Below are 21,168 nucleotides of genomic sequence, written 5' to 3' on the forward strand. Positions count from 1 at the left end.
CTATTCCTCTCCTTCTAATGACAATATAGTATAAAACTGGTTCTTGGATTTTGGCTGACGGAACAAAACATAAACGAGTCCTATCATCAGTAAAATAGCAAGATACGTCCCTAACGCTACCTGTCCACCCTCCAATAAGTGTCCCAACTGATAAATCACAAAACTAACTAAATAAGCTAAACCGCATTGATAGCCTATGGCGATCCAAGTCCATTTCTTGGCATTCATTTCCCGATGGATAGCCCCAATTGCCGCAAAACAAGGCGCACAAAGTAAATTGAAGGCTAACAATGAATAAGCTGCTGCGGGAGTATATGTGTGTTGTAGCACTTGCCAGATTTCTCTGCCATTTTCGGATACTTCCGCATGACCAAACAAAATACCAAATGTGCCAATAATATTTTCTTTAGCGACCAATCCTGTAATCGCTGCGACTGTTCCTTGCCAGTTTCCCCAACCAAGCGGCTGAAAAACAACTGCCAGGATTCGCCCGAAAAAGGCTAAGATACTTTGGTCTTCAGAAACAGGTTGAGCATAAAAATTATAAGAAGAGCTGAACCAGATCACGATACTAGAAACAAAGATAATCGTTCCTGCTTTTTTAACAAAAGACTTGCTGCGGTCATAGGTTTGTCTTAGGACCGCTGACCATTGAGGAAAATGATATGCGGGCAATTCCATGATAAAAGGAGCTGTATCTCCAGCAAACAAACGTGTTTTTTTCAAGCTGATTCCAGAGAAAATAATTGCAGTCATACCAAGAAAATAGGCAGAAGGAGCTACCCAAGATTGATGAGGAAAAAAGGCCCCTGCTACTAAGGCAATAATCGGCAACTTTGCAGAACAAGGCATGAAGGTTGTGACCATGATCGTCAAACGACGATCTTGCTCGTTTTCAATCGTGCGACTGGCCATGACGCCTGGCACTCCACATCCTGTAGCAATCAGCATAGGAATGAAGGATTTTCCTGAAAGACCGAATTTCCTGAAAAGTCGATCCATGACAAAAGCGATCCTCGCCATATATCCGCAGTCTTCCAGAAAGCTCAAGCATAAAAACAATATAATCAATTGCGGTAGAAATCCTAACACTGCTCCCACGCCTGCGATGATGCCGTTCAAGATCAGCTCCTGCATCCATCCCGCTACTTGCCATTCAGCTAACAATCTGCCAACATGTTCTGGTAACCATGTACCAAACAATGTGTCATTGATCCAATCTGTCCCCATTGTTCCTACTGTTTGAATAGCCAGATAATAGATCAGCCACATCACAAATGCGAAGATCGGCAAGGCTAACCAACGATTCGTTGCAATCTGATCGATTTTGTCACTCATCGATAATTGGAAAGAATCATTTGACACAACACAGAGTGTACATAGTTGGGTAATAAATTCATAACGTTCATTGACCAGAATCGTCTCACTATCGTCGTCCAATAGTTTCTCTGTTAACTGGATCAGTTGCTCGATCTCTTTTTGCTGAGAAACTGCTATCTCGTAATCCTCTCTTACCTTCTGATCTCGTTCAAAATATTTCATTGCATACCAGCGTTTCTTGCCGCTTTGTTCTCCTAGTACATCTTCAATTTCATGTAAAGCTGCTTCTACACGTGGATCATATGTACAGGGAACAGGAATAGAAGGCCGCTTTTTTGCAGACTCCTGAATCTTTTCGATTAGTTTTTCGATTCCTTGCTTTTTCAATACGCTGATTGGTAAAACTGGTACACCAAGACCATAGGAAAGCTTTTCTAGATTGATTTTTTTTCCTTCTTTTTTGATGACATCCATCATATTCAGACCAATGATCATAGGAATGTCTAAATCCAATAACTGCGTAGTTAAATAAAGATTCCGTTCTAAATTGGTAGCATCAATAATGTTGATGATCAGTTCAGGCTGTTCCTGAACCAAATAATCTCTTGCAATCACTTCTTCTGGTGTATAAGGAGACAAAGAATAGATGCCGGGTAGGTCCTGAATATGAATGTTCGGATTTTTTTTCAACGATCCTTCTTTTTTTTCTACTGTTACGCCCGGCCAATTCCCTACATATTGATTCGAACCAGTCAAGAGATTGAACAAGCTAGTTTTCCCGCTGTTTGGATTTCCGACTAACGCGATATTCATTCTTTTTCCTCCCTTTGTATCAAGATTAGTTCGGCCTCTGACTTTCGTAACGTCAGTTCATACCCTCGCACTGTCAGTTCGATTGGATCTCCCAGAGGGGCTAGTTTTCGGATAACTATTTTTACATTTCGCGTCAATCCCATATCCATTAACCGTCGCTTCACTGCGCCTTGTCCGTGGATTGCTACGACGATCCCAGTATCTCCTGCTTTTAATTGATCAAGAGAAGTCCAGCTTTCAGAGGAAGCAGTCTTTTTATTGACAAAGATTTGACCTAGTATTTCCCGACTTACTGCCACTCGATGACTTTTTACCAGTAAAATGGCATTGTTGCCTGATAAATTGACGACGACGATTTTACTTCCGGCAACGATCCCGATATTTTGCAAATGGCGTTTTGTTTTTTCTTCTGTTTCGATTCGTTCGACTTGATAAACGAAATTTTGCTTTGCCTGCGCTAAGGTCTGCATATTGATTCCTCTCTTGTGAAATAAATCATGTATTAAAATCATTCATTATATGTTCTAATTTTCTTACGTGTTACGCAAATAAATGAGAATCATTCTCACATAGAATACTCTCGGTAATTGAGAATGTCAATTATACTTGTGATATTATGAGCGAATCTTTAGTATTGATAGATAAAAATGAGAAAAAAATATTTCTTCATAGTTTTCCACAATTTTTTCTCTATTAAATTTGCTATTTTCCCACACGATACTTGTTTTCAGCTCTTTTTTCAAAAACACAAAACTTAGTATTCCACAGTTTCCACAACACAATATGTAGTGTTTGTTGTTTGACTTTTTTACTAAGAGTTTTATACTATCTATTATAGATAATAAGAATGTGTTAGAGGAGGCACTCACCATGAACGTAAAAATCTTTTCTAAAAATAATTGTATGCAATGTAAGATGGTCAAACGGTTTTTAACAGAAAATCAAATTGCTTTTGAAGAAGTCAATATCGATGAACAGCCTGAAGCAGTAGACTGGTTGAAAGCACAAGGATTCCAAAGTGTTCCTGTCATTACCTCTGATGCAGAAACAGTTATCGGATTCCGTCCTGATCAGTTGCGTAAACTTGCCAGCTAACATGACTAAAAGAATCAAAACGTGATACATGGATTTGAAGGGCTTGAGACAGCACCAGTTTTTGTCGCAAACTTCCAAATCCTTTTTTAAAGCTTAAAAACAATGCAATGATTTGCAATCAAGCATCATCAAATACGAAATGAAGGTTGGGCGTACGTATGAGTCTTAAAAATTTACAAGATGTCAGTTATTTCAAGCTGAATAATGAAATCAATCGGCCAGTCAATGGTCAAATCCCTTTGAATAAGGATAAAGAAGCTTTAGTTGCCTTTTTTGAGGAAAATGTCAAACCAAATACGATGACTTTTCCATCTATTATGGAAAAAATCAATTACTTGATCGATCAAGAATATATAGAAGCAGAATTCATTCAATTGTATTCACCATCATTTATTGAAAAGCTATATCAATTTTTGGACGAGCAACATTTTTCTTTCAAATCTTTTATGGCTGCTTACAAATTTTATTCTCAATATGCGTTGAAAACCAACGACGGTTCCGCTTATCTGGAAACTTATGAAGATCGAGTAGCCTTCAATGCGCTTTACTTTGCGAACGGGGATGAAGAATTAGCACTTGCTCTTGCAGACGAAATGATCCATCAACGATATCAGCCAGCTACACCTTCTTTCTTGAATGCTGGACGTAAACGTCGGGGCGAATTGGTGTCTTGTTTCTTGACTCAAGTCACTGACGATATGAACTCTATCGGGCGCTCAATCAACTCTGCTTTGCAATTGTCCCGTATTGGTGGCGGCGTAGGGATTACTTTATCAAATCTTCGTGAAGCCGGCGCTCCTATCAAAGGATATGAGGGTGCTGCAAGTGGTGTCGTTCCAGTCATGAAACTATTCGAAGATAGTTTCAGCTATTCTAATCAATTAGGTCAGCGTCAAGGAGCTGGCGTGGTTTATTTGAACGTTTTCCATCCAGACATTATTGCTTTCCTTTCAGCAAAAAAAGAAAATGCAGATGAAAAGATTCGCGTAAAAACTCTTTCTCTTGGCGTGATCGTACCTGATAAATTTTATGAATTGACACGTAAAAACGAAGATATGTATTTATTTAGTCCATATAGTGTCGAAAAAGAATATGGTGTCCCATTCTCTTATGTAGATATTACAGCTGAGTATGATCATCTAGTTGCAAATCCAAACATTCGCAAACAAAAAATCAAAGCGCGTGATCTTGAAAATGAAATCTCAAAATTACAACAAGAATCTGGCTATCCTTACGTAATCAATATTGATACAGCGAACCGCGAGAATCCAATCGATGGCAAGATCATCATGAGTAATTTATGTTCAGAGATTTTACAAGTTCAAACGCCTTCTGTGATTAACGGCAAACAGGAATATGAAGTATTAGGAACAGATATCTCATGTAACTTAGGCTCGACAAATATCGTGAATTTGATGCAAAGCCCTAACTTTGGTCAATCTGTGCGTACGATGACTCGTGCATTGACATTTATTACAGATGCATCTGATATCGATGTCGTACCACCGATCCAAAACGGAAATAAGCTGAATCATACGATTGGATTAGGTGCCATGGGCTTACACACTTATCTTGCAAAAGAACAAATGGAATATGGCTCAGAGGATTCATTAGACTTTACAAATATTTACTTCATGCTGTTGAATTATTGGACACTTGTTGAAAGCAACAATATCGCTCGTGAAAGAAAACAAGTTTTCCATAATTTTGAAAAATCAGCTTATGCTGACGGCACTTATTTCGAAAAATACGTAACTGGAGAATTCCAGCCAAAATCAGAAAAAGTCAAAGCATTGTTTGAAGGCATTTTTATCCCAACTGCTGAAGATTGGAATGCTTTGAAACAAGCAGTAATGAAAGATGGACTGTATCATCAAAATCGCTTGGCAGTAGCACCAAATGGCTCAATTTCATATATCAACGATACGAGTGCAAGTATTCATCCTATCACTCGCATGATCGAAGAACGCCAAGAGAAGAAAATCGGTAAAATTTATTACCCAGCGCCTTATCTATCCAATGAGACGATTCCGTATTACACTTCTGCTTATGATATGGACATGCGTAAAGTAATCGATGTTTATGCAACGGCACAACAACACGTCGATCAAGGCATGAGTTTGACTTTATTCATGCGTTCTGAAATCCCAGAAGGCATTTATGAATGGAAGACAACAACGAAGCAAACGACACGTGATTTGAATATTTTAAGACATTACGCTTTCCATAAAGGAATCAAATCCATTTATTACGTACGTACCTTTACTGATGATGCAGAAGAAATCGGAAGCAATCAATGTGAAAGCTGCGTGATCTAACATCATAGATAGATTCGCTTATTCATATTTTAATTAAAGGAGCATTCTCATGTCAGAAACATATTATGAAGCAATAAACTGGAATGAAATTGAAGATATCATTGATAAATCCACTTGGGAGAAGCTGACAGAGCAATTTTGGCTAGATACACGTATCCCACTTTCAAATGACCTAGATGATTGGCGTACATTGTCTCAATTGGAAAAAGATACAGTAGGACATGTATTTGGCGGTTTGACACTGCTAGATACTGTCCAATCTGAAAGTGGCATGGATCAGTTGCGTAAAGATGTCCGCACTCCCCATGAAGAAGCCGTTTTGAACAATATTCAATTCATGGAATCCGTTCATGCCAAAAGTTATTCTTCTATTTTTAGTACACTGAATACGAAAAAAGAAATCGAAGAAATTTTTGACTGGACAAATACGAATCCTTATCTGCAAAAAAAAGCTGAGCGTATCAATGAAATCTACAAACACGGTACACCGCTAGAAAAGAAAATTGCCAGCGTCTTTTTAGAAACATTCTTGTTCTATTCAGGTTTTTATACTCCTCTTTATTATTTAGGAAACAACAAATTGGCTAACGTAGCAGAGATCATCAAACTAATCATCCGAGATGAATCTGTACATGGAACCTACATCGGTTACAAATTCCAATTAGGATTCAACGAGTTACCTGAAGCAGAACAAGAAACGTTAAAAGACTGGATGTACAATCTTCTTTATGAGCTTTACGAAAACGAAGAACGTTATACAGAAGAATTATACGATCCAATCGGCTGGACAGAAGAAGTCAAGACATTCCTACGCTATAATGCCAACAAAGCATTGATGAACTTAGGGATGGATCCACTCTTTCCAGATACTGCCAATGATGTCAACCCAATCGTAATGAACGGGATTTCAACAGGCACAAGCAACCATGACTTCTTCTCACAAGTCGGAAACGGCTATTTGTTAGGTCATGTAGAAGCGATGAAAGACGACGATTATTTGATTGGATTGGAATAAGGATTTATTTTAATTCAAAAATTTTTCGAAAAATAAAAAGAGTTTAGCGTACAGATATTTTAAATGTACACTGAACTCTTTTTTATGCTTATTTACTTGTTTCTTCCAGCACTTTTGGACTGTCTAACTTTTCCGAAACATGTTCCATTCTTCTCAATAAATAGATTTTCCGGATATTTAATATTATCGTCTTAATCACTGCATAGACAGGTATGCAAATCAGCATGCCTAATATTCCTGCGACACTTCCTGCTCCAATCAATACCAAGATGATCGTCAAAGGATGGATATTCATTGATTTCCCAAATAACAACGGCTTGATCAAATTTCCATCTAATTGTTGGATCACTAAAATCGACAACGCCATATACAAAGCTTGAAATGGAGAGATAAACAAACCGACAATGATTGCTGGTACCGCTCCAATAAAAGGGCCGACATACGGGATAATATTCGTGATTCCGCAAATGACCGCAAGCAACAAGCTATAAGGCTGATCGAATATTCTCATTGCCAAAAAGCTCATTACACCAATAATCAAAGCATCTAAGATCGTACTGCTGATATAGGCAGATAATGTTTCGTTTAATTCTTTTACCGTTTGGCGTAACTCTTTACGAATCGCTTTCGGAAAGAAGTGAGACAACGCATCAATAAATTTGTGCCCATCCTTGAACATAAATAGCAAAATAAATGGAACGGTAAATAACAAAATAAAAAATTGCATCATAAATGAAATGATTTTTGAGACACTTGCAGATAAACTGACTAATATGATATTGAACAAATTACTAAGAGATAAATTTGCTGATGCTAATTGTTCTTCCAAATTGAAATTTTTAAACTCTTCCCGCTGCGCCAATTCATTTAACCATTTGCTTGTTTCATCTGCATACGTTGGCAAGCTCTGGGTCAATTGAATTGTCTGTTCCATTAACTGAGGCACTACATTCATGACAGTTAAAACAACTAAAATGATTACGACCAAAAACGTCAATAAAAAACCGAACACTCTCGGGATCCGATGCTTTTCGAGAAAAACAACGATTGGATCGAACATATAATAGATAAAACCAGCAACAAGCAATGGTAAAAAAATAGCCGAAAGCATTTTCAATATTGGACTAAAAATATTCGGCATTTGTAAAATAAAGTACACGCCGATGATCGTGAGTACTAGCTCCACTGTCCAGAAAAATAATTTTGATTGTTTAAAACGTGATTGCATACATCTCCTCCAAGGTCCTTTGATACTTCTATTCTATCATTTAACAAAGAGTTACGCGCTGAGATTTTCATTTGCTTAAAAAAAACAAAAAAAATAAACATATTTTAATGAGTAGACGAGTATTTAAACAAAAACACGGTTTGGAGTAGTGACAAAAATTATACTGCAGTCCCTTTTTCCAAATAAACGGTGTTCAAAAGCTTGCATCTTCGTAATAAGCCTAGCCAAACGAAAAATATAAGGAACTATTTTTATTTGGCTGGGCTTATTACTTGATGTAGGACATCTATTTTACAACCTCAGATCATTTATTGCGTAATACTGACTAAATGCAATTTTGTGATATTTTTGTGTACGGACAACTCCTCGATCACATCGGCATAAGTGAGCCCTTTTGGAAGATCAATCGTATAGATATTTTTGTACACTCGGTAGTCATCAACGAATTTTACGTCAAAATTCACATCTTCGATTACGATATTTTTCTCTTCAAAATAATCGGTAAGAAAATCTTTGGTTTCTTTTCTATGGATAAATTGGATTTCTAACTTTTTAGTCGTAGGTACATGGATCACGCGTTTCACTACTGTGAGTGCAATAGCAATCCCGATAAAACTGATGATCGCAATGGAATAGTAACCCATGCCGATGGCGATCCCTAATCCAGCAATAGCCCATAAAGAAGCGGCAGTCGTAAGTCCCGTCACCGATTGTTTCGTGACGATGATCGTTCCCGCGCCTAAGAAACCGACACCACTCACCACTTGAGCAATCAGCCTTGCTTCATCTGAACGAATCGTTCCAGCAAGCTGTGGATACTCTAAAGCATCTCTTAATGCTCCACTAGCGATCTCGACTTGGATCAATGCAATGATACATGCACCCATACAAACTAAAATATGCGTACGCATACCTGCTGGACGATTTTTATATTGTCGTTCAAAACCGATTGCTCCGCCAAATAGCATAGCGATCCCTAAACGTAAAATAATCTCTGGAATTGTCAATACCATATCATTCATCTAAACACCCTCCAGTCCAATATATCATGTCTGAAAGGAGCAGACAAAAAAAGTGCAATTTTTACCTTTTACGAAAAAAGGACTGTGACAAAATTTTTGTCATAGTCCTTTTTATGAATAAACGGTGTTCAATCAGCTGACCCTCGGTATTAGCTCAACAAACGGCAAAATATGGGGAGCTATTTTTCCTTTGTCTTCTCTAATACTCAGGTCAAAACGCTGATTTCACAACCTCTCTACTAAACGGTGTTCAATCAGCTGACCTTCGGTATTAGCTCAACAAACGACAAAATATGGAGAGCTATTTTTCCTTTGTCTTCTCTAATACTCAGGTCAAAACGCTGATTTTACAACCTCTTTAGCCTACTATTGAAAATTACAACTTACTTGCTGCTTCTTCATCGATGATCACAACAACATTGTCGTGGTTTTGCAATACACTTGCTGGTAAATGATTCGTTACAGGTCCTTCAATCATCCCTTTGATTGCATCAGCTTTGCTTTCGCCAAATGCCATCAAGACGATTTCTTTACTTTTCATAATTGAACCGATTCCCATTGAAACAGCTTTTGTTGGTACATCTTCTGCTTTATCGAAGAATCGTTTGTTTGCATTGATTGTTGATTCTGTTAAGTCAACTACTGAAGTCGTTCCGTCAAATGAAGCACCAGGTTCATTGAAACCGATATGTCCATTTTGCCCGATTCCTAAGATTTGGATATCGATTGGATGTGCATCGATGATTTGATCATACTTTTTGCATGCTGCTTCCAGATCTTCTGCTTTTCCATCTGGTACAAACGTTTCTTTGAATGGTTTTTTATCAAATAATTGGACATCCATGAAATGACGGTAGCTTTGTTCATCTGAACCGCCTAGTCCAACGTACTCATCTAAGTTTACAGAAGTCATTTCACTGAAATCCAAATCGCTTGAAGTCATTTCTTTATATAAAGTAACTGGTGTGCTTCCTGTTGCCAATCCTAATACTTTTGCACCTTTGTTCATACCTTCTTTGATGATTTCAAATGCTTTTTTTCCGCCTTCTTCAGCGTTTTTTACACGAATGATTTCCATAGTGATTGCTCCTTTGTATTTTGGTATAGCCCAATTATAGCATTCTTTTTTTCTTTTTACAATAATTAGTATAGACCAAAGTGCATTTTTTTCATTTTCTTGACAATAAATAGGAATCCGTGTTAGGTTTCATAAGATGGTTCAATCAAACAATCCATGTTGCATGAAAACCAAGCAAGTGATTCACTGTGGACGCTTTATGTCTGCAGTTTTTTTATGAAAAAGGAGTTATTATGAGTATACTGACATTAAACAACATTACCCAGCAATTTGGCGACAAAATCCTCTATGAAGGTGTCGATCTGCAATTAAATGCTGGCGAACATCTTGGGCTGATTGGACAAAACGGAGCCGGTAAAAGTACATTGATTAAAATCATCACTGGTGAGATCTTACCAGATGACGGACAGATCCATTGGCAAAAAAATATTCACAAAGGTTACCTCGATCAATATGTGGAAGTCGATGAAACATTAACAATCGAAGAATTTCTAAAAACTGCGTACGCAAAAGAATACGAAAAGGAAGAAAAAATTGCTTTTCTTTACCAAACATATAGCGAGACCTTCGATGATTCCTTGCTGGAAAAAGCTGGGAAACTCCAAACGGAATTAGACCAAGGAGTGTTTTATCAAATCGACACCTTAGTTGCTGAGATGAGCAGCGGGTTGGGGATCGATGTCTTAGGTTTAGATTCACTGTTGAAAAATCTAAGTGGTGGACAACGTTCAAAGGTGATTTTAGCAAAACTACTTTTAGAAAACCCAGATGTTCTGATCTTAGATGAACCAACCAATCACTTAGATGATCAGCATATTCAATGGCTGACGCAGTTTCTTCAGGATTTTGACGGTGCGTATATCGTGATTTCCCATGACCAAGAATTTCTTGATCAGATCACCACCCATATCGCAGACATCGAGTTTGGAAAGATTACTAAGTATACTGGCCATCTAAAACAAGCATTGAAACAAAAGGAACAAAATCGCGAAAGCTATTTGCGCCAATATCATGCTCAACAAAAACAAATCGAAAAGACCGAAGCTTATATTCGAAAATACAAAGCCGGTTCCCGATCAACGATGGCAAAAAGCCGACAAAAACAATTAGATAAAATCGAACGGCTGACGCCTCCAGCTTCAGCAAGTAAAGCTGTCTTTGATTTTCCATTCTCGCCTATTGTCACGACATTAGCAGTGGAAACAACTGATTTAGTCATCGGATATGATCGACCGCTACTTGCACCCATCAATTTGACCATCCGCTTTGGTGAAAATATTGCCATTCGAGGCTTCAACGGGATTGGAAAATCTACTTTATTAAAAACACTGATCGGTGAGATTGAAAAAATAAGTGGCGATTTCCACTTCCCAGATAACACAAAAATCAATTACTTTTCACAAGATCTGTACTGGGAAAATCCATTAGAAACACCACTACAATATTTAAGCAGTCAATTTCCAAAAGCGACTATCAAAGAATTACGTCGCCAACTAGCTAAAGCAGGGTTAGTTAATCAATTAGCAAGTGAACCTCTCACTACATTAAGTGGTGGGGAACAAACTAAGGTGAAACTTGCACAGTTGACAATGAACCAAGGCAATTTACTGATTCTCGATGAACCGACGAACCATATCGATCAAGAAACGAAAGAAAGCTTACAAGACGGGATACAGAAATTTCCAGGAACAGTAATCATCGTCTCTCATGAACAAGAATTTTATCAAGATCTTGTGCAACGAGTCATTGAGATTGAACCAAAATAAACGTTTGATTGAATAGTTGAAAAAAAGGAGTTGTGACAAAAGTTTTGTCACAACTCCTTCTTCTGAATAAATGGTGTCCAATTAGCTGACCTTCGGTATTAGCTCAAAAAACGGCAAAATATGAGGAGCTATTTTTATTTGGCTATTCTTATTACTTGACGCAGAACAGCTTTTCACAACCTCTTTTCGTCTATTTTTTATTTTCGAGATTTCTCTTTCCTTTAAAAACAACTGTTTGAAAGAAGAACGCACATCCTTGAAAAACAAGCCCGCTAACCGTTACACCTAACCAGCCATACTGCTGCCACATTGTCGTCCCTAGCAATGAACCAGCCGCACCTCCAATAAAGTACATAAACATAAATACAGTATTATTTCGGTTGCTTGCTGCTTCACCTAGCCCTTGTACTCGTGTTTGATTGGCGACTTGACCAAATTGATTCCCGACATCTAATAAAATAATAGCTAAAAGCAAAATGGCCAAATGGCTTCCGCCAACCAATAAAGCAATAAAGCTTATTGTTTGCATAACAAGTCCCATATACACGATTTTTCTTTCAGAATAAGAATCTGCCAGTCGTCCCACGATAGGTGCAGCAACTGCTCCAGACAAACCAAAAATAGCTAATATCCCTGCTTCGAATGTTCCCCAATTGTAGGCGGGACTGCTGATATAAAAAATCAACGTAGACCAAAAGATCGAAAATGTTCCAAACATGAAAAATCCACTGACTGCCGCTTCTCTTAATAGACGTTGAGAAGCAACTAAATGCGGCAAACTTTTAAGTGAATCAAGGTATGAAACAGCTGTACTACTTTGCTGGACAGAACGCGGCATTTTCCAGTAAAGCAGAAGTGTAAGAATTCCGACTGCACATAAAGCAAATAAATAGATCATCCGCCAAGAAAAAAGACTTGCAACAATGCCAGACACCGTGCGAGAAAGCAAAATCCCCACGAGTAAACCGCTAAGCAATGTACCCATGACCTTCCCTCTTGCTTTTGGTCCCGCTAATACCGCACCGTAAGGAATGATGATCTGCGGTACGATCGAAAGTAACCCAATCAAGAAAGAAGCGCATGCAAATAACGTAAACGAAGGCGCAAAAAAAGCGGCCAACAGAGAGACGGCAGATAACGCTGCCATTCGAATGATCAATTTTGGACGATCCACCACGTCCCCTAAAGGAACTAAAAACAGTAACCCTAACGCATAGCCTAATTGGGTCAACATCGTCAATATCCCGACTGCACTTGTGCTAACAGATAAGCTTGCTGCTACTTTCGTTCCAATCGGCTGGATATAATACATATTGGCAACAACAACGCCGCAAGTGATTGATAATAATAAAATAAGCGACGTTGTTAAAGGTGTTTTTCATTACTCTTCATTGATTTCCCCCATTTCCTATCTTAGTTTACAACTTATGGAAAAGATTGGAAATAGAAAAATACAACTATTCGCCACACTTATTATTTTTGTCTTTGTTTTCCTTGTTTTTTCTTGCGATCTTTATAAATGAAGACAACTAACCCTACTAGCACAGTAACACTTGCAACCAACGTGACTGCAGTTTTGTTATATCCGTGAAACAGAGCTTCTCCCCCACACGCATACAACACAGATGAAGGGATGACTCCAATCACGATCGACATTACGATTTGCTGAAGAGGCAATTTCATCGCATCTGCAGCAAAATTGACCATAGAAGATGGGATCACCGGTATCATGTAACCTAACATTACGCCTATTTTTGGATGTTTCATTTGCCGAATGGATTGCACCCAATGATTCGTTTCGGTTTTCTTATCTAAAAATTTCAATCGGTGCATCAAAAACACAGCGGAGATATTGCCCAAAGCATTCCCTAAAACATTGATACCTGCCCCAATAAACGGACCAAAGCTCAAACCAGCGATGACTCCAACTACTGAAGTAGGAATACCTGGAACAGCACACATCACCGCTGTCAATACGATCAAGAGTATCGATGCAAAAGTCCCATGCGAACGAATATGTGCGAGTAGCTCTGCCTTACTCGCTCTCGGATTTAAAAATAATTGGATGTCTGTCTGATATTCTAAATACAACCGATAGCCCACTACCAGTATCAGAATGATTCCCAACGTGATCAACATCAATCGGATTATTTTCTTTTTCATATTTCCTCCTGAAAAAAATCTATATTCATTAAATAATAGTTTAACATAAAAACAAAAAAGCACCAAAATCCAACATAGGATCTCAGTGCTTTTAAATAGTAAAAATTATTTAACAGTTACAGATGCGCCAACTTCTTCAAGTTTAGCTTTCAATTCTTCAGCTTCTTCTTTAGATACGCCTTCTTTAACTGGTGCAGGAGCGCCATCAACTACAGCTTTAGCTTCTTTCAAGCCTAAACCAGTTGCTTCACGAACTGCTTTGATAACTTTAACTTTTTGGTCTCCAGCTGCAGTTAATTCTACAGTGAATTCTGTTTGTTCTTCAGCAGCAGCAGCGCCACCAGCAGCAGCTACAGCTACAGGAGCAGCAGCAGATACGCCAAATTCTTCTTCAATAGCTTTAACTAGGTCGTTAAGTTCTAGGATAGTTGCTTCTTTTAACTCAGCAACGATGTTTTCAATGTTCAATGCCATTATAATTTCCTCCGTTTAATTGTTCTTTTTTATTTAATGCTTTATGCGGCAATTAAGCTGCATCTCCATCTTCTTTGTCTGCCACTGCTTTGACAGCGTAAGCCACGTTGCGGACTGGCGCTTGTAGTACAGATAGCAACATAGATAGAAGTCCTTCGCGATTTGGCAATTTTGCCAATGCTGTGATTTCTTCCAATGAAGAGACTTTACCTTCGATGATACCGCCTTTGATTTCTAATGCTTTTGCTTCTTTAGCAAATTCGTCCATGATTTTCGCTGGTGCGACTACATCTTCGTTACTGAATGCAACAGCTGTAGGTCCAGTGAATACTTCGTCCATGCCTTCAAGGCCAGCTTTTTTAGCTGCACGTGAAAGAATAGAATTTTTGATAACTTTCATTTCTACGTTAGCATCACGAAGTTGTTTACGTAAACGTGTTACTTCATCAACTGTTAATCCGCGGTAGTCAACGACTACTACTGATGCAGCTGCTGTAAATTTTTCGCTTACTTCATCAACGATTGCTGCTTTTTTTGCGATAATTGCTTCACTCATTTTTGAGTTTCACCTCCTGAATTTTGATGGAAGAGTTTTTTTGCACTGAAAAGGCAAATCACTTTTATAGTTACTTTGCTCAACCAGTATTGTTCATCATCTATTCACTTCGTTCATAATGATTCACAATAAAAAACTCTATGCCACCGCAGACATAGAGGGACTATTGAATATATTCAATAAACGTCCTCGGTAGGAAATTAAGGCTTGATGCCACCTACTGTCTTCGGTACAAGTTAATTATTAACCTCAACTAGCTTAGCATGCTAAACTAGTTGAGTCAAGAATTATTTTTCAGTTGGATCAATCAACATTCTAATATTTAATTAGAAAGAAGCTTGGTCAACATGGATACCAGGTCCAAATGTTGTTGTGATCGTTACATTTTTCATGTATTGACCTTTAGCTGCTGATGGTTTAGCTTTTAGCAATACATCATGGATTGCTGCAAAGTTTTCAACTAATTTTTCATCGTCAAATGAAACTTTTCCGATTGGTACATGGATATTTCCAGCTTTGTCCACGCGGTAAGTTACTTTACCAGCTTTCACTTCGTTTACTGCTTTTGTTACGTCCATTGTAACTGTACCAGTTTTAGGGTTTGGCATTAAGCCTTTTGGTCCTAATACTCGTCCTAGACGACCTACAGTAGCCATCATATCAGGTGTTGCAACAACTACATCAAAGTCAAACCATCCGTTTTGGATTTTTTGAACCATGTCGTCGTCACCTACGAAATCTGCACCAGCTGCTTCAGCTTCTTTTGCTTTGTCTCCTTTAGCAAAAACTAAAACAGTTTGTGTTTTACCAGTTCCGTTTGGTAATACAACAGCACCACGGATTTGTTGGTCTGCTTTTTTAGGGTCTACGTTCAAACGGTATGCAACTTCAACTGTTGCATCAAATTTTGCAATGTTTGTTTCTTTTGCTAAAGCTACTGCTTCGGCAACAGGATAAACTTTACTTGAATCAACTTTTTTTAATGCATCTTGCATTTTTTTGCTCTTTTTAGCCATTTTGGTTCCTCCTTGATTGTGGTTATAACGGTTGTACCTCCCACGTGTTCTATATCTTTCAATATAGAGCCAACTGAGAAGCTGCTGTCTTAGGGTGTAGAGATTATTCTACAGTGATCCCCATGCTTCGTGCAGTTCCTTCAACCATGCGCATTGCTGCTTCAACGTTAGCTGCGTTTAGGTCTTCCATTTTTAATTCAGCGATTTCTCTTACTTGATCGCTAGAAACTTTCGCAACTTTATTTTTGTTTGGTTCGCCTGAACCTTTTTCAATTTTAGCTGCTTTTTTCAATAGAACAGCAGCTGGCGGTGTTTTTGTAACGAATGTGAATGAACGGTCTTCGTATACAGAAATAACAACCGGAATGATCAAACCTGCTTGATCAGCTGTACGAGCGTTGAATTCTTTTGTGAATCCCATGATATTGATACCCGCTTGACCTAGTGCAGGACCTACTGGTGGAGCTGGAGTTGCTTTACCTGCAGGAATTTGCAATTTAACGATTTTTTCTACTTTCTTTGCCACGAGACATACCTCCTTAAGTCCGTGATGTGGTTAATTGGAGATGCATATTTCTCCTCCCACGTTTTATCTGATCTGAAAAAATCCAGACAAATAATGTGCAAAACAATGCACACTGGTACAGTATAGCAAATTTATTTGTTTTTTCAAGATTTTTTTCTGCTATTTTTACATTTTGCTTGAATAAACGCTAAATTTATTCTAAAAAAACAACAATTTTTCGTTCCCATTTCTTCTTTTATGTTACACTTGCGCTAGCATGGTTCAACAGATGAAAGCAAACAATAACACGTTTTTTTAGACCCTTGTACAAAGATTCCTACATAACAAAATGAGGTGGAGAAAATGAAAGATTTAAGGTATAGAAGTGTCTTTGATATTATTGGACCTGTGATGATTGGTCCAAGTAGCTCTCACACTGCCGGAGCTGCTAGAATCGGGAAAATCATACGTAGTATATTTGGCGAACAACCTGATTCTGTAGATATTTATCTATATGAATCATTTGCAAAAACCTATCGGGGGCACGGAACAGATATTGCATTAGTTGGCGGCCTGTTAGGGATGGAACCCGATGATGAACGTTTAGCTGATTCTTTGAAATTGGCATATGAAGCCGGTATGGAAGTCTTGTTTGTTCCTAAGAGTGAAAAAGCCGAACATCCAAACTCTGTAAAGATGCTTCTAAAAAAAGGAACACGAAAGCTTTCAGTCACCGGCATTTCGATCGGCGGTGGCAATATCCAGATTTCTGAATTGAATGGATTCAAAATTTCTTTAAGCATGGGTACTCCTACCTTGATCGTTGTCCACCAAGATGTTCCAGGTATGATTGCTAAAGTGACTAGTATACTTTCTGAGACCAATACGAATATCGGCACTATGACAGTGACACGGGAATCAAAAGGTGAAAATGCCATTATGATAATTGAAGTAGATAATCCTCAAGTTGAAGAAACGGTAAAAAGACTCAAACAGCTGCCAAATATCGACAGCGTAAATTATTTCGATTAAGGAGCTAAAAAAATGTTTTTATCGATTGAAGAATTAGTAGATCAAGCAAAAGCTTATCCAAGTGTAGCAGAATTGATGATTGCAGTTGAAATGGAAATGAGTGGCCGTTCCCGTAGTCACATCATCGAGATCATGGAAAAAAACCTCTCAGTAATGGAACAATCAATCAACGAGGGAAAAGAAGGTGTTACCTCCGTCACAGGAATTACCGGTGGTGATGCAAAAAAATTAGATGATTATTTAAATGAGGCAGACTTTTTAAGTGGAGAAACAATCTTAAAAGCTGTACGCAATGCTGTAGCTGTTAATGAAGTCAATGCAAAAATGGGGTTGATTTGTGCTACACCGACTGCCGGAAGCGCGGGTGTTGTTCCTGGTGTGCTGATGGCTGTCCGAGATCGGCTTGATTTGACACATGAACAGCAATTGGAATTCTTATTTACCGCTGGCGCTTTCGGGTTAGTTATCGCAAACAACGCTTCTATCAGTGGTGCAGAAGGGGGATGTCAAGCAGAAGTTGGTTCTGCAAGTGCAATGGCAGCAGCAGCTTTGGTTTGTGCAAAAAATGGGACTCCTCATCAAGCAGCACAAGCAGTAGCCATTACATTGAAAAATATGATGGGACTGATTTGCGATCCCGTTGCAGGCTTAGTTGAAGTCCCGTGTGTCAAACGTAATGCTTTAGGCTCTTCTCAAGCTTTTATCTCTGCTGATATGGCATTAGCGGGTATCGAAAGTGTCATTCCGCCGGATGAAGTCGTTGCTGCAATGTACCAAGTCGGACGTCAAATGCCGTCGATTTTCAAAGAAACAGCAGAAGGTGGCTTAGCTGTTACGCCAACTGCTAAACGACTTGCGGAAGAGATTTTAAATAAGAGGGCGTGATAAAGCTCCTTAATTTCGAGTATTAAGAGATTAGTTATCTTCATAACAAAAAACGAAGAGAGGACTAATTGCCCTTCTCTTCGTTTTTTATTAATCCATCAATTTCGTATTTTTTACTTCATCGATCGTTTTTGTTCCTGCAAGTTGCATCGTGATCGACAATTCTTTGTTGAGGTGTTCAAAAACAGATGTTACTCCTTCTGCCCCACCTAGATTCAACCCATAAATCACTGGTCGGCCAATCGCAACTAAGTCAGCACCACTTGCCAGAGCTTTGAAGACATGCTCTCCTCGACGGACACCAGAGTCGAAAATCACTGGTACACGTTTGTTGACTACTTCGGCAATTTTTGGCAATACTTCAAAGGAAGCAGGACCTCCATCTAATTGACGTCCACCATGATTGGATACCCAGATACCATCTGCCCCTGCAGAGATAGCGATTACTGCATCTTCTGGCGATTGTATTCCTTTTACGATAACTGGAAGATGGGTGATTTCTTTGATTGTTTTGATGTCATCTGGTGTCAAGCCTTGTTTTGCAGCTGCATAAATTTCTGCGATTCCTTTTCCTTCGCCATTACCACTTGCACTTTGTTCGCTATAAGCAGCTAAGTTAGGCATTGGTAATGGAAATTGGAATTGATTGATGACGTCTTCTTCACGGTAACCACCGAGCGTTGAATCTGCCGTTAAAATGATAGCTTTAGCCCCTGCTTCTACTGCTTTGTTCAAAATGAACTCATTGAATCTGTCGTCTTTACTCATATATAATTGGAAAAACTGCGGTGCGCCTGGCGCTGCATCGGCTGCGTCTTTGATTGTCGTATTTGCATAAGTGCTGATGGAAAAGATTGATCCAGCAGCAGCTACTCCTTTAGCTGTATCAGCTTCCCCTTTTTCATGTGCCAATCCTTGGGCCGCTGATGGCGCTTGGATAATCGGTGTATCTAATTCAATTCCGAAAACAGATGTATGCAAATCGGCTGAGTCGATTCCGCGTAATATCCGTGGCATGATTTTCTTTGTATTAAAAGAAGTCGTATTTTCTTTCATCGTCCACTCATCTTCAGAACCACCGCGAATATAGCCAAAAGCTCCTGCTTCCATGCGCTCTTTTACACGACCTTCTAGTGAGGCAATGTTTACAATATCGATTGGATGTTCTTCATTACTTGTATGATAAGTCATAGTAGATCCTTCTTTCATCTTCTTGATTACATATAAATCATACTAAACTTACAAAAAGTAAGCAAACATTCACTCTCAGATACTTTTATCGCTATTCTTTCCAAATAAATCGACTTACAAGCTGATCTACTTCTTGGTTTTCATGAAGCATACTATGAGAGGCATTTTCACCTGTCACTACTTTTTCCTCTATTTCATTTCCGCGTTGCTTCAACAACGCATAGACCGCTAATGCACTGTTTAACGGTACTGTTCCATCACTCAAGTCTGTTTCATCTAGTTGACCAGCAATCAAGAAAAATCGAGTGGTTATAGGAATATTACCGATCATTTGCTGGTAATCTTGATAGCGGTTAGAAACGACAGCAGGTCCCTTTGCTAACTCATCTGTCAGAGACTGCGCACTATCATCGACAAAATCATTAAAAGGCGCACCAATTGCTGTTAATGTCTGAACTTGTGGCAATGACGTATCCTGTCCATACGTTCCTAAATAGCGTAGTGCACTAACTCCTCCCATGGAATGCCCCACTATGTTGACTTTATCTATGCCGTAGTTTTCTTTCAGATACAAAAGACAAGTTTTGATCCATTCTGCTTGATTCCACTCGTTATTTTTATTATCTTCAAACAATACTTGGACCATCGGATTGTCTGCTTTTCCAGACAAATCTCCTGTTGCTTGTATTTGTCCATCTGTTCCTACTGTTAAAACCAATTCTTTTACTGCTTGCTGATTTTTTTCCAAACGCCGCAACATCCCTTTAAAGGAATTTTCTGTCCCGCTGTAGCCGTGGAAAAAAAGTGTTGGAATAGTGGTTTTTTCTATCACTTTACTGGATTCTGCCGTTTTTTCTTTATCAGAAACTTCAGTAGTATTTATCTTCGTCGTCTGGCAACCACTTAACGCAAACAAACTGATAAGGACTAAAGCTGCTGCAGTTGCACGTTTGCATAAATTTTTGATTGGTTCTGTCATACACCTCTTCCTTTCCATATAGAAAAAAGAAAGACTTGAAAGGCCAATCATATGATCGACATTTCAAGTCTCTTTATTAATCGATTTTATCTACTTGATCGAAATCAAGTTCTGTACTGGTTTCACGTCCAAACATATCGATGTTGACTTTCAATTTTTCTTTTTCTCCGTCAACTTCTGTTACTTGTCCTTCTAATCCAGCAAATGCGCCTTCGATGATTTTCACGACTTCGCCAACTTCTACTTCTAGATCATTTTGTCGCAGGCTCATACCGATAGAACGCAAGATATGATTGACTTCTTCTGGAAGTAATGGTGCTGGTTTGCTTCCGGCTCCGTGTGAACCAACGAATCCTGTCACACCAGGTGTGTTGCGGACAACATACCATGAAGCGTCTGTCATGATCATTTCAACAAGTACGTATCCTGGGAATGTTTTATGAACGATTTCTTTTTCTTTCCCATTTTTGACTTCAGTTTCTTTTTCTTCAGGAACAACGACACGGAAAATAAAGTCGGCCATTTTCATACTTTGCGCACGAGATTCGATATTTGCTTTTACTTTGTTTTCATATCCTGAATATGTATGCAAGACATACCAGTTTTTTTCAAAAGATTCCATTGAAGGCTCCTCATTTCATTGTAAAATAAAAAAACCTCAGTACACCCGAAGTTTTTCTTTCGCTTCATTATAGCACTAAAAGTACGTTGT

Annotated in this window: 20 protein-coding genes and 1 other annotated feature; of the genes, 6 read left to right on the forward strand and 14 right to left on the reverse strand. The window is 38.6% G+C overall.

Translation table 11 applies throughout. The features are described 5' to 3' along the window. Together feoB and RBL01_RS10885 are read right to left on the reverse strand one after the other, a co-directional pair. Window positions 1-2,133: a ferrous iron transport protein B gene (gene feoB, locus RBL01_RS10880; protein ID WP_002319009.1), complete on the reverse strand. Its 2,133-nt coding sequence runs from the start codon at window positions 2,131-2,133 to the stop codon at window positions 1-3. Continuing rightward, window positions 2,130-2,603: a ferrous iron transport protein A gene (locus RBL01_RS10885; RefSeq protein ID WP_002319008.1), complete on the reverse strand. Its 474-nt coding sequence runs from the start codon at window positions 2,601-2,603 to the stop codon at window positions 2,130-2,132. Before RBL01_RS10885 ends, feoB begins: the two co-directional genes overlap by 4 nt. 400 nt (window positions 2,604-3,003) lie before the next feature. Between RBL01_RS10885 and nrdH the strand changes: the two genes are divergently transcribed. From nrdH to nrdF, 3 genes are all read left to right on the forward strand, one after another. Then, complete coding sequence (gene nrdH / locus RBL01_RS10890; RefSeq protein WP_002287795.1) at window positions 3,004-3,228, forward strand: glutaredoxin-like protein NrdH; 225 nt, start codon at window positions 3,004-3,006, stop codon at window positions 3,226-3,228. Window positions 3,229-3,386: 158 nt separating this feature from the next. Next, window positions 3,387-5,546 (forward strand): class 1b ribonucleoside-diphosphate reductase subunit alpha, encoded by a 2,160-nt coding sequence (gene nrdE / locus RBL01_RS10895; protein WP_002319007.1) that lies wholly within the window; start codon window positions 3,387-3,389, stop codon window positions 5,544-5,546. Between the two features lie 49 nt (window positions 5,547-5,595). Then, window positions 5,596-6,561, forward strand: coding sequence for a class 1b ribonucleoside-diphosphate reductase subunit beta (gene nrdF, locus RBL01_RS10900; protein WP_002287792.1), 966 nt, complete (start codon window positions 5,596-5,598; stop codon window positions 6,559-6,561). Window positions 6,562-6,649: 88 nt separating this feature from the next. Here nrdF and RBL01_RS10905 read toward each other — a convergent pair whose 3' ends face one another. The 3 genes from RBL01_RS10905 to nagB all read right to left on the reverse strand — a co-directional run bounded on the left by RBL01_RS10905 (window position 6,650) and on the right by nagB (window position 9,889). Next, on the reverse strand, window positions 6,650-7,789 hold the full coding sequence (locus RBL01_RS10905; protein ID WP_307780910.1) for an AI-2E family transporter: 1,140 nt from the start codon (window positions 7,787-7,789) through the stop codon (window positions 6,650-6,652). 308 nt (window positions 7,790-8,097) lie between these two features. Continuing rightward, window positions 8,098-8,811 (reverse strand): MgtC/SapB family protein, encoded by a 714-nt coding sequence (locus RBL01_RS10910; protein ID WP_002319006.1) that lies wholly within the window; start codon window positions 8,809-8,811, stop codon window positions 8,098-8,100. A 376-nt stretch (window positions 8,812-9,187) separates the two neighbouring features. Further along, the gene (gene nagB, locus RBL01_RS10915; protein WP_002287787.1) at window positions 9,188-9,889 is read right to left on the reverse strand and encodes a glucosamine-6-phosphate deaminase; all 702 of its coding nucleotides are present in this window, start codon (window positions 9,887-9,889) and stop codon (window positions 9,188-9,190) included. Window positions 9,890-10,122: 233 nt separating this feature from the next. Between nagB and RBL01_RS10920 the strand changes: the two genes are divergently transcribed. Next, window positions 10,123-11,655 (forward strand): ABC-F family ATP-binding cassette domain-containing protein, encoded by a 1,533-nt coding sequence (locus tag RBL01_RS10920; protein ID WP_002290558.1) that lies wholly within the window; start codon window positions 10,123-10,125, stop codon window positions 11,653-11,655. Window positions 11,656-11,845: 190 nt separating this feature from the next. Here the strand turns inward: RBL01_RS10920 and RBL01_RS10925 are convergent, their stop codons facing one another. The 6 genes from RBL01_RS10925 to rplK all read right to left on the reverse strand — a co-directional run bounded on the left by RBL01_RS10925 (window position 11,846) and on the right by rplK (window position 16,390). Next, window positions 11,846-12,967, reverse strand: coding sequence for an MFS transporter (locus RBL01_RS10925; RefSeq protein WP_002319570.1), 1,122 nt, complete (start codon window positions 12,965-12,967; stop codon window positions 11,846-11,848). A gap of 161 nt (window positions 12,968-13,128) precedes the next feature. Continuing rightward, entirely contained in the window at window positions 13,129-13,818 is a 690-nt protein-coding gene (locus tag RBL01_RS10930; RefSeq protein WP_002319571.1) for a TVP38/TMEM64 family protein, read from the reverse strand. Window positions 13,819-13,923: 105 nt separating this feature from the next. Continuing rightward, a complete protein-coding gene (gene rplL, locus RBL01_RS10935; RefSeq protein ID WP_002294588.1) occupies window positions 13,924-14,292 on the reverse strand; it encodes a 50S ribosomal protein L7/L12 in 369 nt (122 codons plus the stop codon). Window positions 14,293-14,344: 52 nt separating this feature from the next. Further along, window positions 14,345-14,848 (reverse strand): 50S ribosomal protein L10, encoded by a 504-nt coding sequence (gene rplJ, locus RBL01_RS10940; RefSeq protein ID WP_002291634.1) that lies wholly within the window; start codon window positions 14,846-14,848, stop codon window positions 14,345-14,347. 120 nt (window positions 14,849-14,968) lie between these two features. Then, window positions 14,969-15,096, reverse strand: a sequence feature (ribosomal protein L10 leader region). A gap of 78 nt (window positions 15,097-15,174) precedes the next feature. Beyond that, window positions 15,175-15,864, reverse strand: a complete 690-nt coding sequence (gene rplA / locus RBL01_RS10945) for a 50S ribosomal protein L1 (protein WP_002294587.1) — start codon at window positions 15,862-15,864, stop codon at window positions 15,175-15,177. A gap of 103 nt (window positions 15,865-15,967) precedes the next feature. Continuing rightward, window positions 15,968-16,390 carry a 50S ribosomal protein L11 gene (gene rplK, locus RBL01_RS10950; RefSeq protein WP_002291638.1) on the reverse strand — a complete coding sequence of 141 codons (423 nt, stop codon included), beginning with the start codon at window positions 16,388-16,390 and terminating at the stop codon, window positions 15,968-15,970. A gap of 342 nt (window positions 16,391-16,732) precedes the next feature. Here rplK and sdaAB point away from each other — a divergent pair, with 342 nt between their 5' ends. Further along, a complete protein-coding gene (gene sdaAB / locus RBL01_RS10955; protein ID WP_002319573.1) occupies window positions 16,733-17,401 on the forward strand; it encodes an L-serine ammonia-lyase, iron-sulfur-dependent subunit beta in 669 nt (222 codons plus the stop codon). Between the two features lie 12 nt (window positions 17,402-17,413). Further along, complete coding sequence (gene sdaAA, locus RBL01_RS10960; protein WP_002294584.1) at window positions 17,414-18,286, forward strand: L-serine ammonia-lyase, iron-sulfur-dependent, subunit alpha; 873 nt, start codon at window positions 17,414-17,416, stop codon at window positions 18,284-18,286. A 90-nt stretch (window positions 18,287-18,376) separates the two neighbouring features. On the opposite strand, the gene RBL01_RS10965 is transcribed toward sdaAA, so the two are convergent. From RBL01_RS10965 to nusG, 3 genes are all read right to left on the reverse strand, one after another. Further along, a complete protein-coding gene (locus RBL01_RS10965; protein WP_002319574.1) occupies window positions 18,377-19,477 on the reverse strand; it encodes a lactate oxidase in 1,101 nt (366 codons plus the stop codon). Between the two features lie 91 nt (window positions 19,478-19,568). Continuing rightward, complete coding sequence (locus RBL01_RS10970) at window positions 19,569-20,456, reverse strand: alpha/beta fold hydrolase (protein ID WP_002294581.1); 888 nt, start codon at window positions 20,454-20,456, stop codon at window positions 19,569-19,571. 76 nt (window positions 20,457-20,532) lie between these two features. Further along, window positions 20,533-21,078 (reverse strand): transcription termination/antitermination protein NusG, encoded by a 546-nt coding sequence (gene nusG / locus RBL01_RS10975; RefSeq protein ID WP_002294580.1) that lies wholly within the window; start codon window positions 21,076-21,078, stop codon window positions 20,533-20,535. Between the last annotated feature and the right edge of the window lie 90 nt (window positions 21,079-21,168).

The organism is Enterococcus sp. SB12 (assembly GCF_030910025.2).
GTDB classification, from domain to species: Bacteria; Bacillota; Bacilli; order Lactobacillales; family Enterococcaceae; genus Enterococcus_B; species Enterococcus_B faecium.

Excerpts from the sequence above, each read along its gene's own strand:
- nrdH (WP_002287795.1), top strand. The coding sequence starts at position 3,004 with ATGAACGTAAAAATCTTTTCTAAAAATAATTGTATGCAATGTAAGATG.
- RBL01_RS10885 (WP_002319008.1), bottom strand. The coding sequence starts at position 2,603 with ATGCAGACCTTAGCGCAGGCAAAGCAAAATTTCGTTTATCAAGTCGAA.
- RBL01_RS10970 (WP_002294581.1), bottom strand. The coding sequence starts at position 20,456 with ATGACAGAACCAATCAAAAATTTATGCAAACGTGCAACTGCAGCAGCT.
- RBL01_RS10910 (WP_002319006.1), bottom strand. The coding sequence starts at position 8,811 with ATGAATGATATGGTATTGACAATTCCAGAGATTATTTTACGTTTAGGG.
- nrdF (WP_002287792.1), top strand. The coding sequence starts at position 5,596 with ATGTCAGAAACATATTATGAAGCAATAAACTGGAATGAAATTGAAGAT.
- sdaAA (WP_002294584.1), top strand. The coding sequence starts at position 17,414 with ATGTTTTTATCGATTGAAGAATTAGTAGATCAAGCAAAAGCTTATCCA.
- rplL (WP_002294588.1), bottom strand. The coding sequence starts at position 14,292 with ATGGCATTGAACATTGAAAACATCGTTGCTGAGTTAAAAGAAGCAACT.
- nrdE (WP_002319007.1), top strand. The coding sequence starts at position 3,387 with ATGAGTCTTAAAAATTTACAAGATGTCAGTTATTTCAAGCTGAATAAT.
- rplJ (WP_002291634.1), bottom strand. The coding sequence starts at position 14,848 with ATGAGTGAAGCAATTATCGCAAAAAAAGCAGCAATCGTTGATGAAGTA.
- rplA (WP_002294587.1), bottom strand. The coding sequence starts at position 15,864 with ATGGCTAAAAAGAGCAAAAAAATGCAAGATGCATTAAAAAAAGTTGAT.
- nagB (WP_002287787.1), bottom strand. The coding sequence starts at position 9,889 with ATGGAAATCATTCGTGTAAAAAACGCTGAAGAAGGCGGAAAAAAAGCA.
- RBL01_RS10905 (WP_307780910.1), bottom strand. The coding sequence starts at position 7,789 with ATGCAATCACGTTTTAAACAATCAAAATTATTTTTCTGGACAGTGGAG.
- RBL01_RS10920 (WP_002290558.1), top strand. The coding sequence starts at position 10,123 with ATGAGTATACTGACATTAAACAACATTACCCAGCAATTTGGCGACAAA.
- feoB (WP_002319009.1), bottom strand. The coding sequence starts at position 2,133 with ATGAATATCGCGTTAGTCGGAAATCCAAACAGCGGGAAAACTAGCTTG.
- nusG (WP_002294580.1), bottom strand. The coding sequence starts at position 21,078 with ATGGAATCTTTTGAAAAAAACTGGTATGTCTTGCATACATATTCAGGA.
- RBL01_RS10930 (WP_002319571.1), bottom strand. The coding sequence starts at position 13,818 with ATGAAAAAGAAAATAATCCGATTGATGTTGATCACGTTGGGAATCATT.
- RBL01_RS10965 (WP_002319574.1), bottom strand. The coding sequence starts at position 19,477 with ATGACTTATCATACAAGTAATGAAGAACATCCAATCGATATTGTAAAC.
- RBL01_RS10925 (WP_002319570.1), bottom strand. The coding sequence starts at position 12,967 with ATGTATTATATCCAGCCGATTGGAACGAAAGTAGCAGCAAGCTTATCT.
- sdaAB (WP_002319573.1), top strand. The coding sequence starts at position 16,733 with ATGAAAGATTTAAGGTATAGAAGTGTCTTTGATATTATTGGACCTGTG.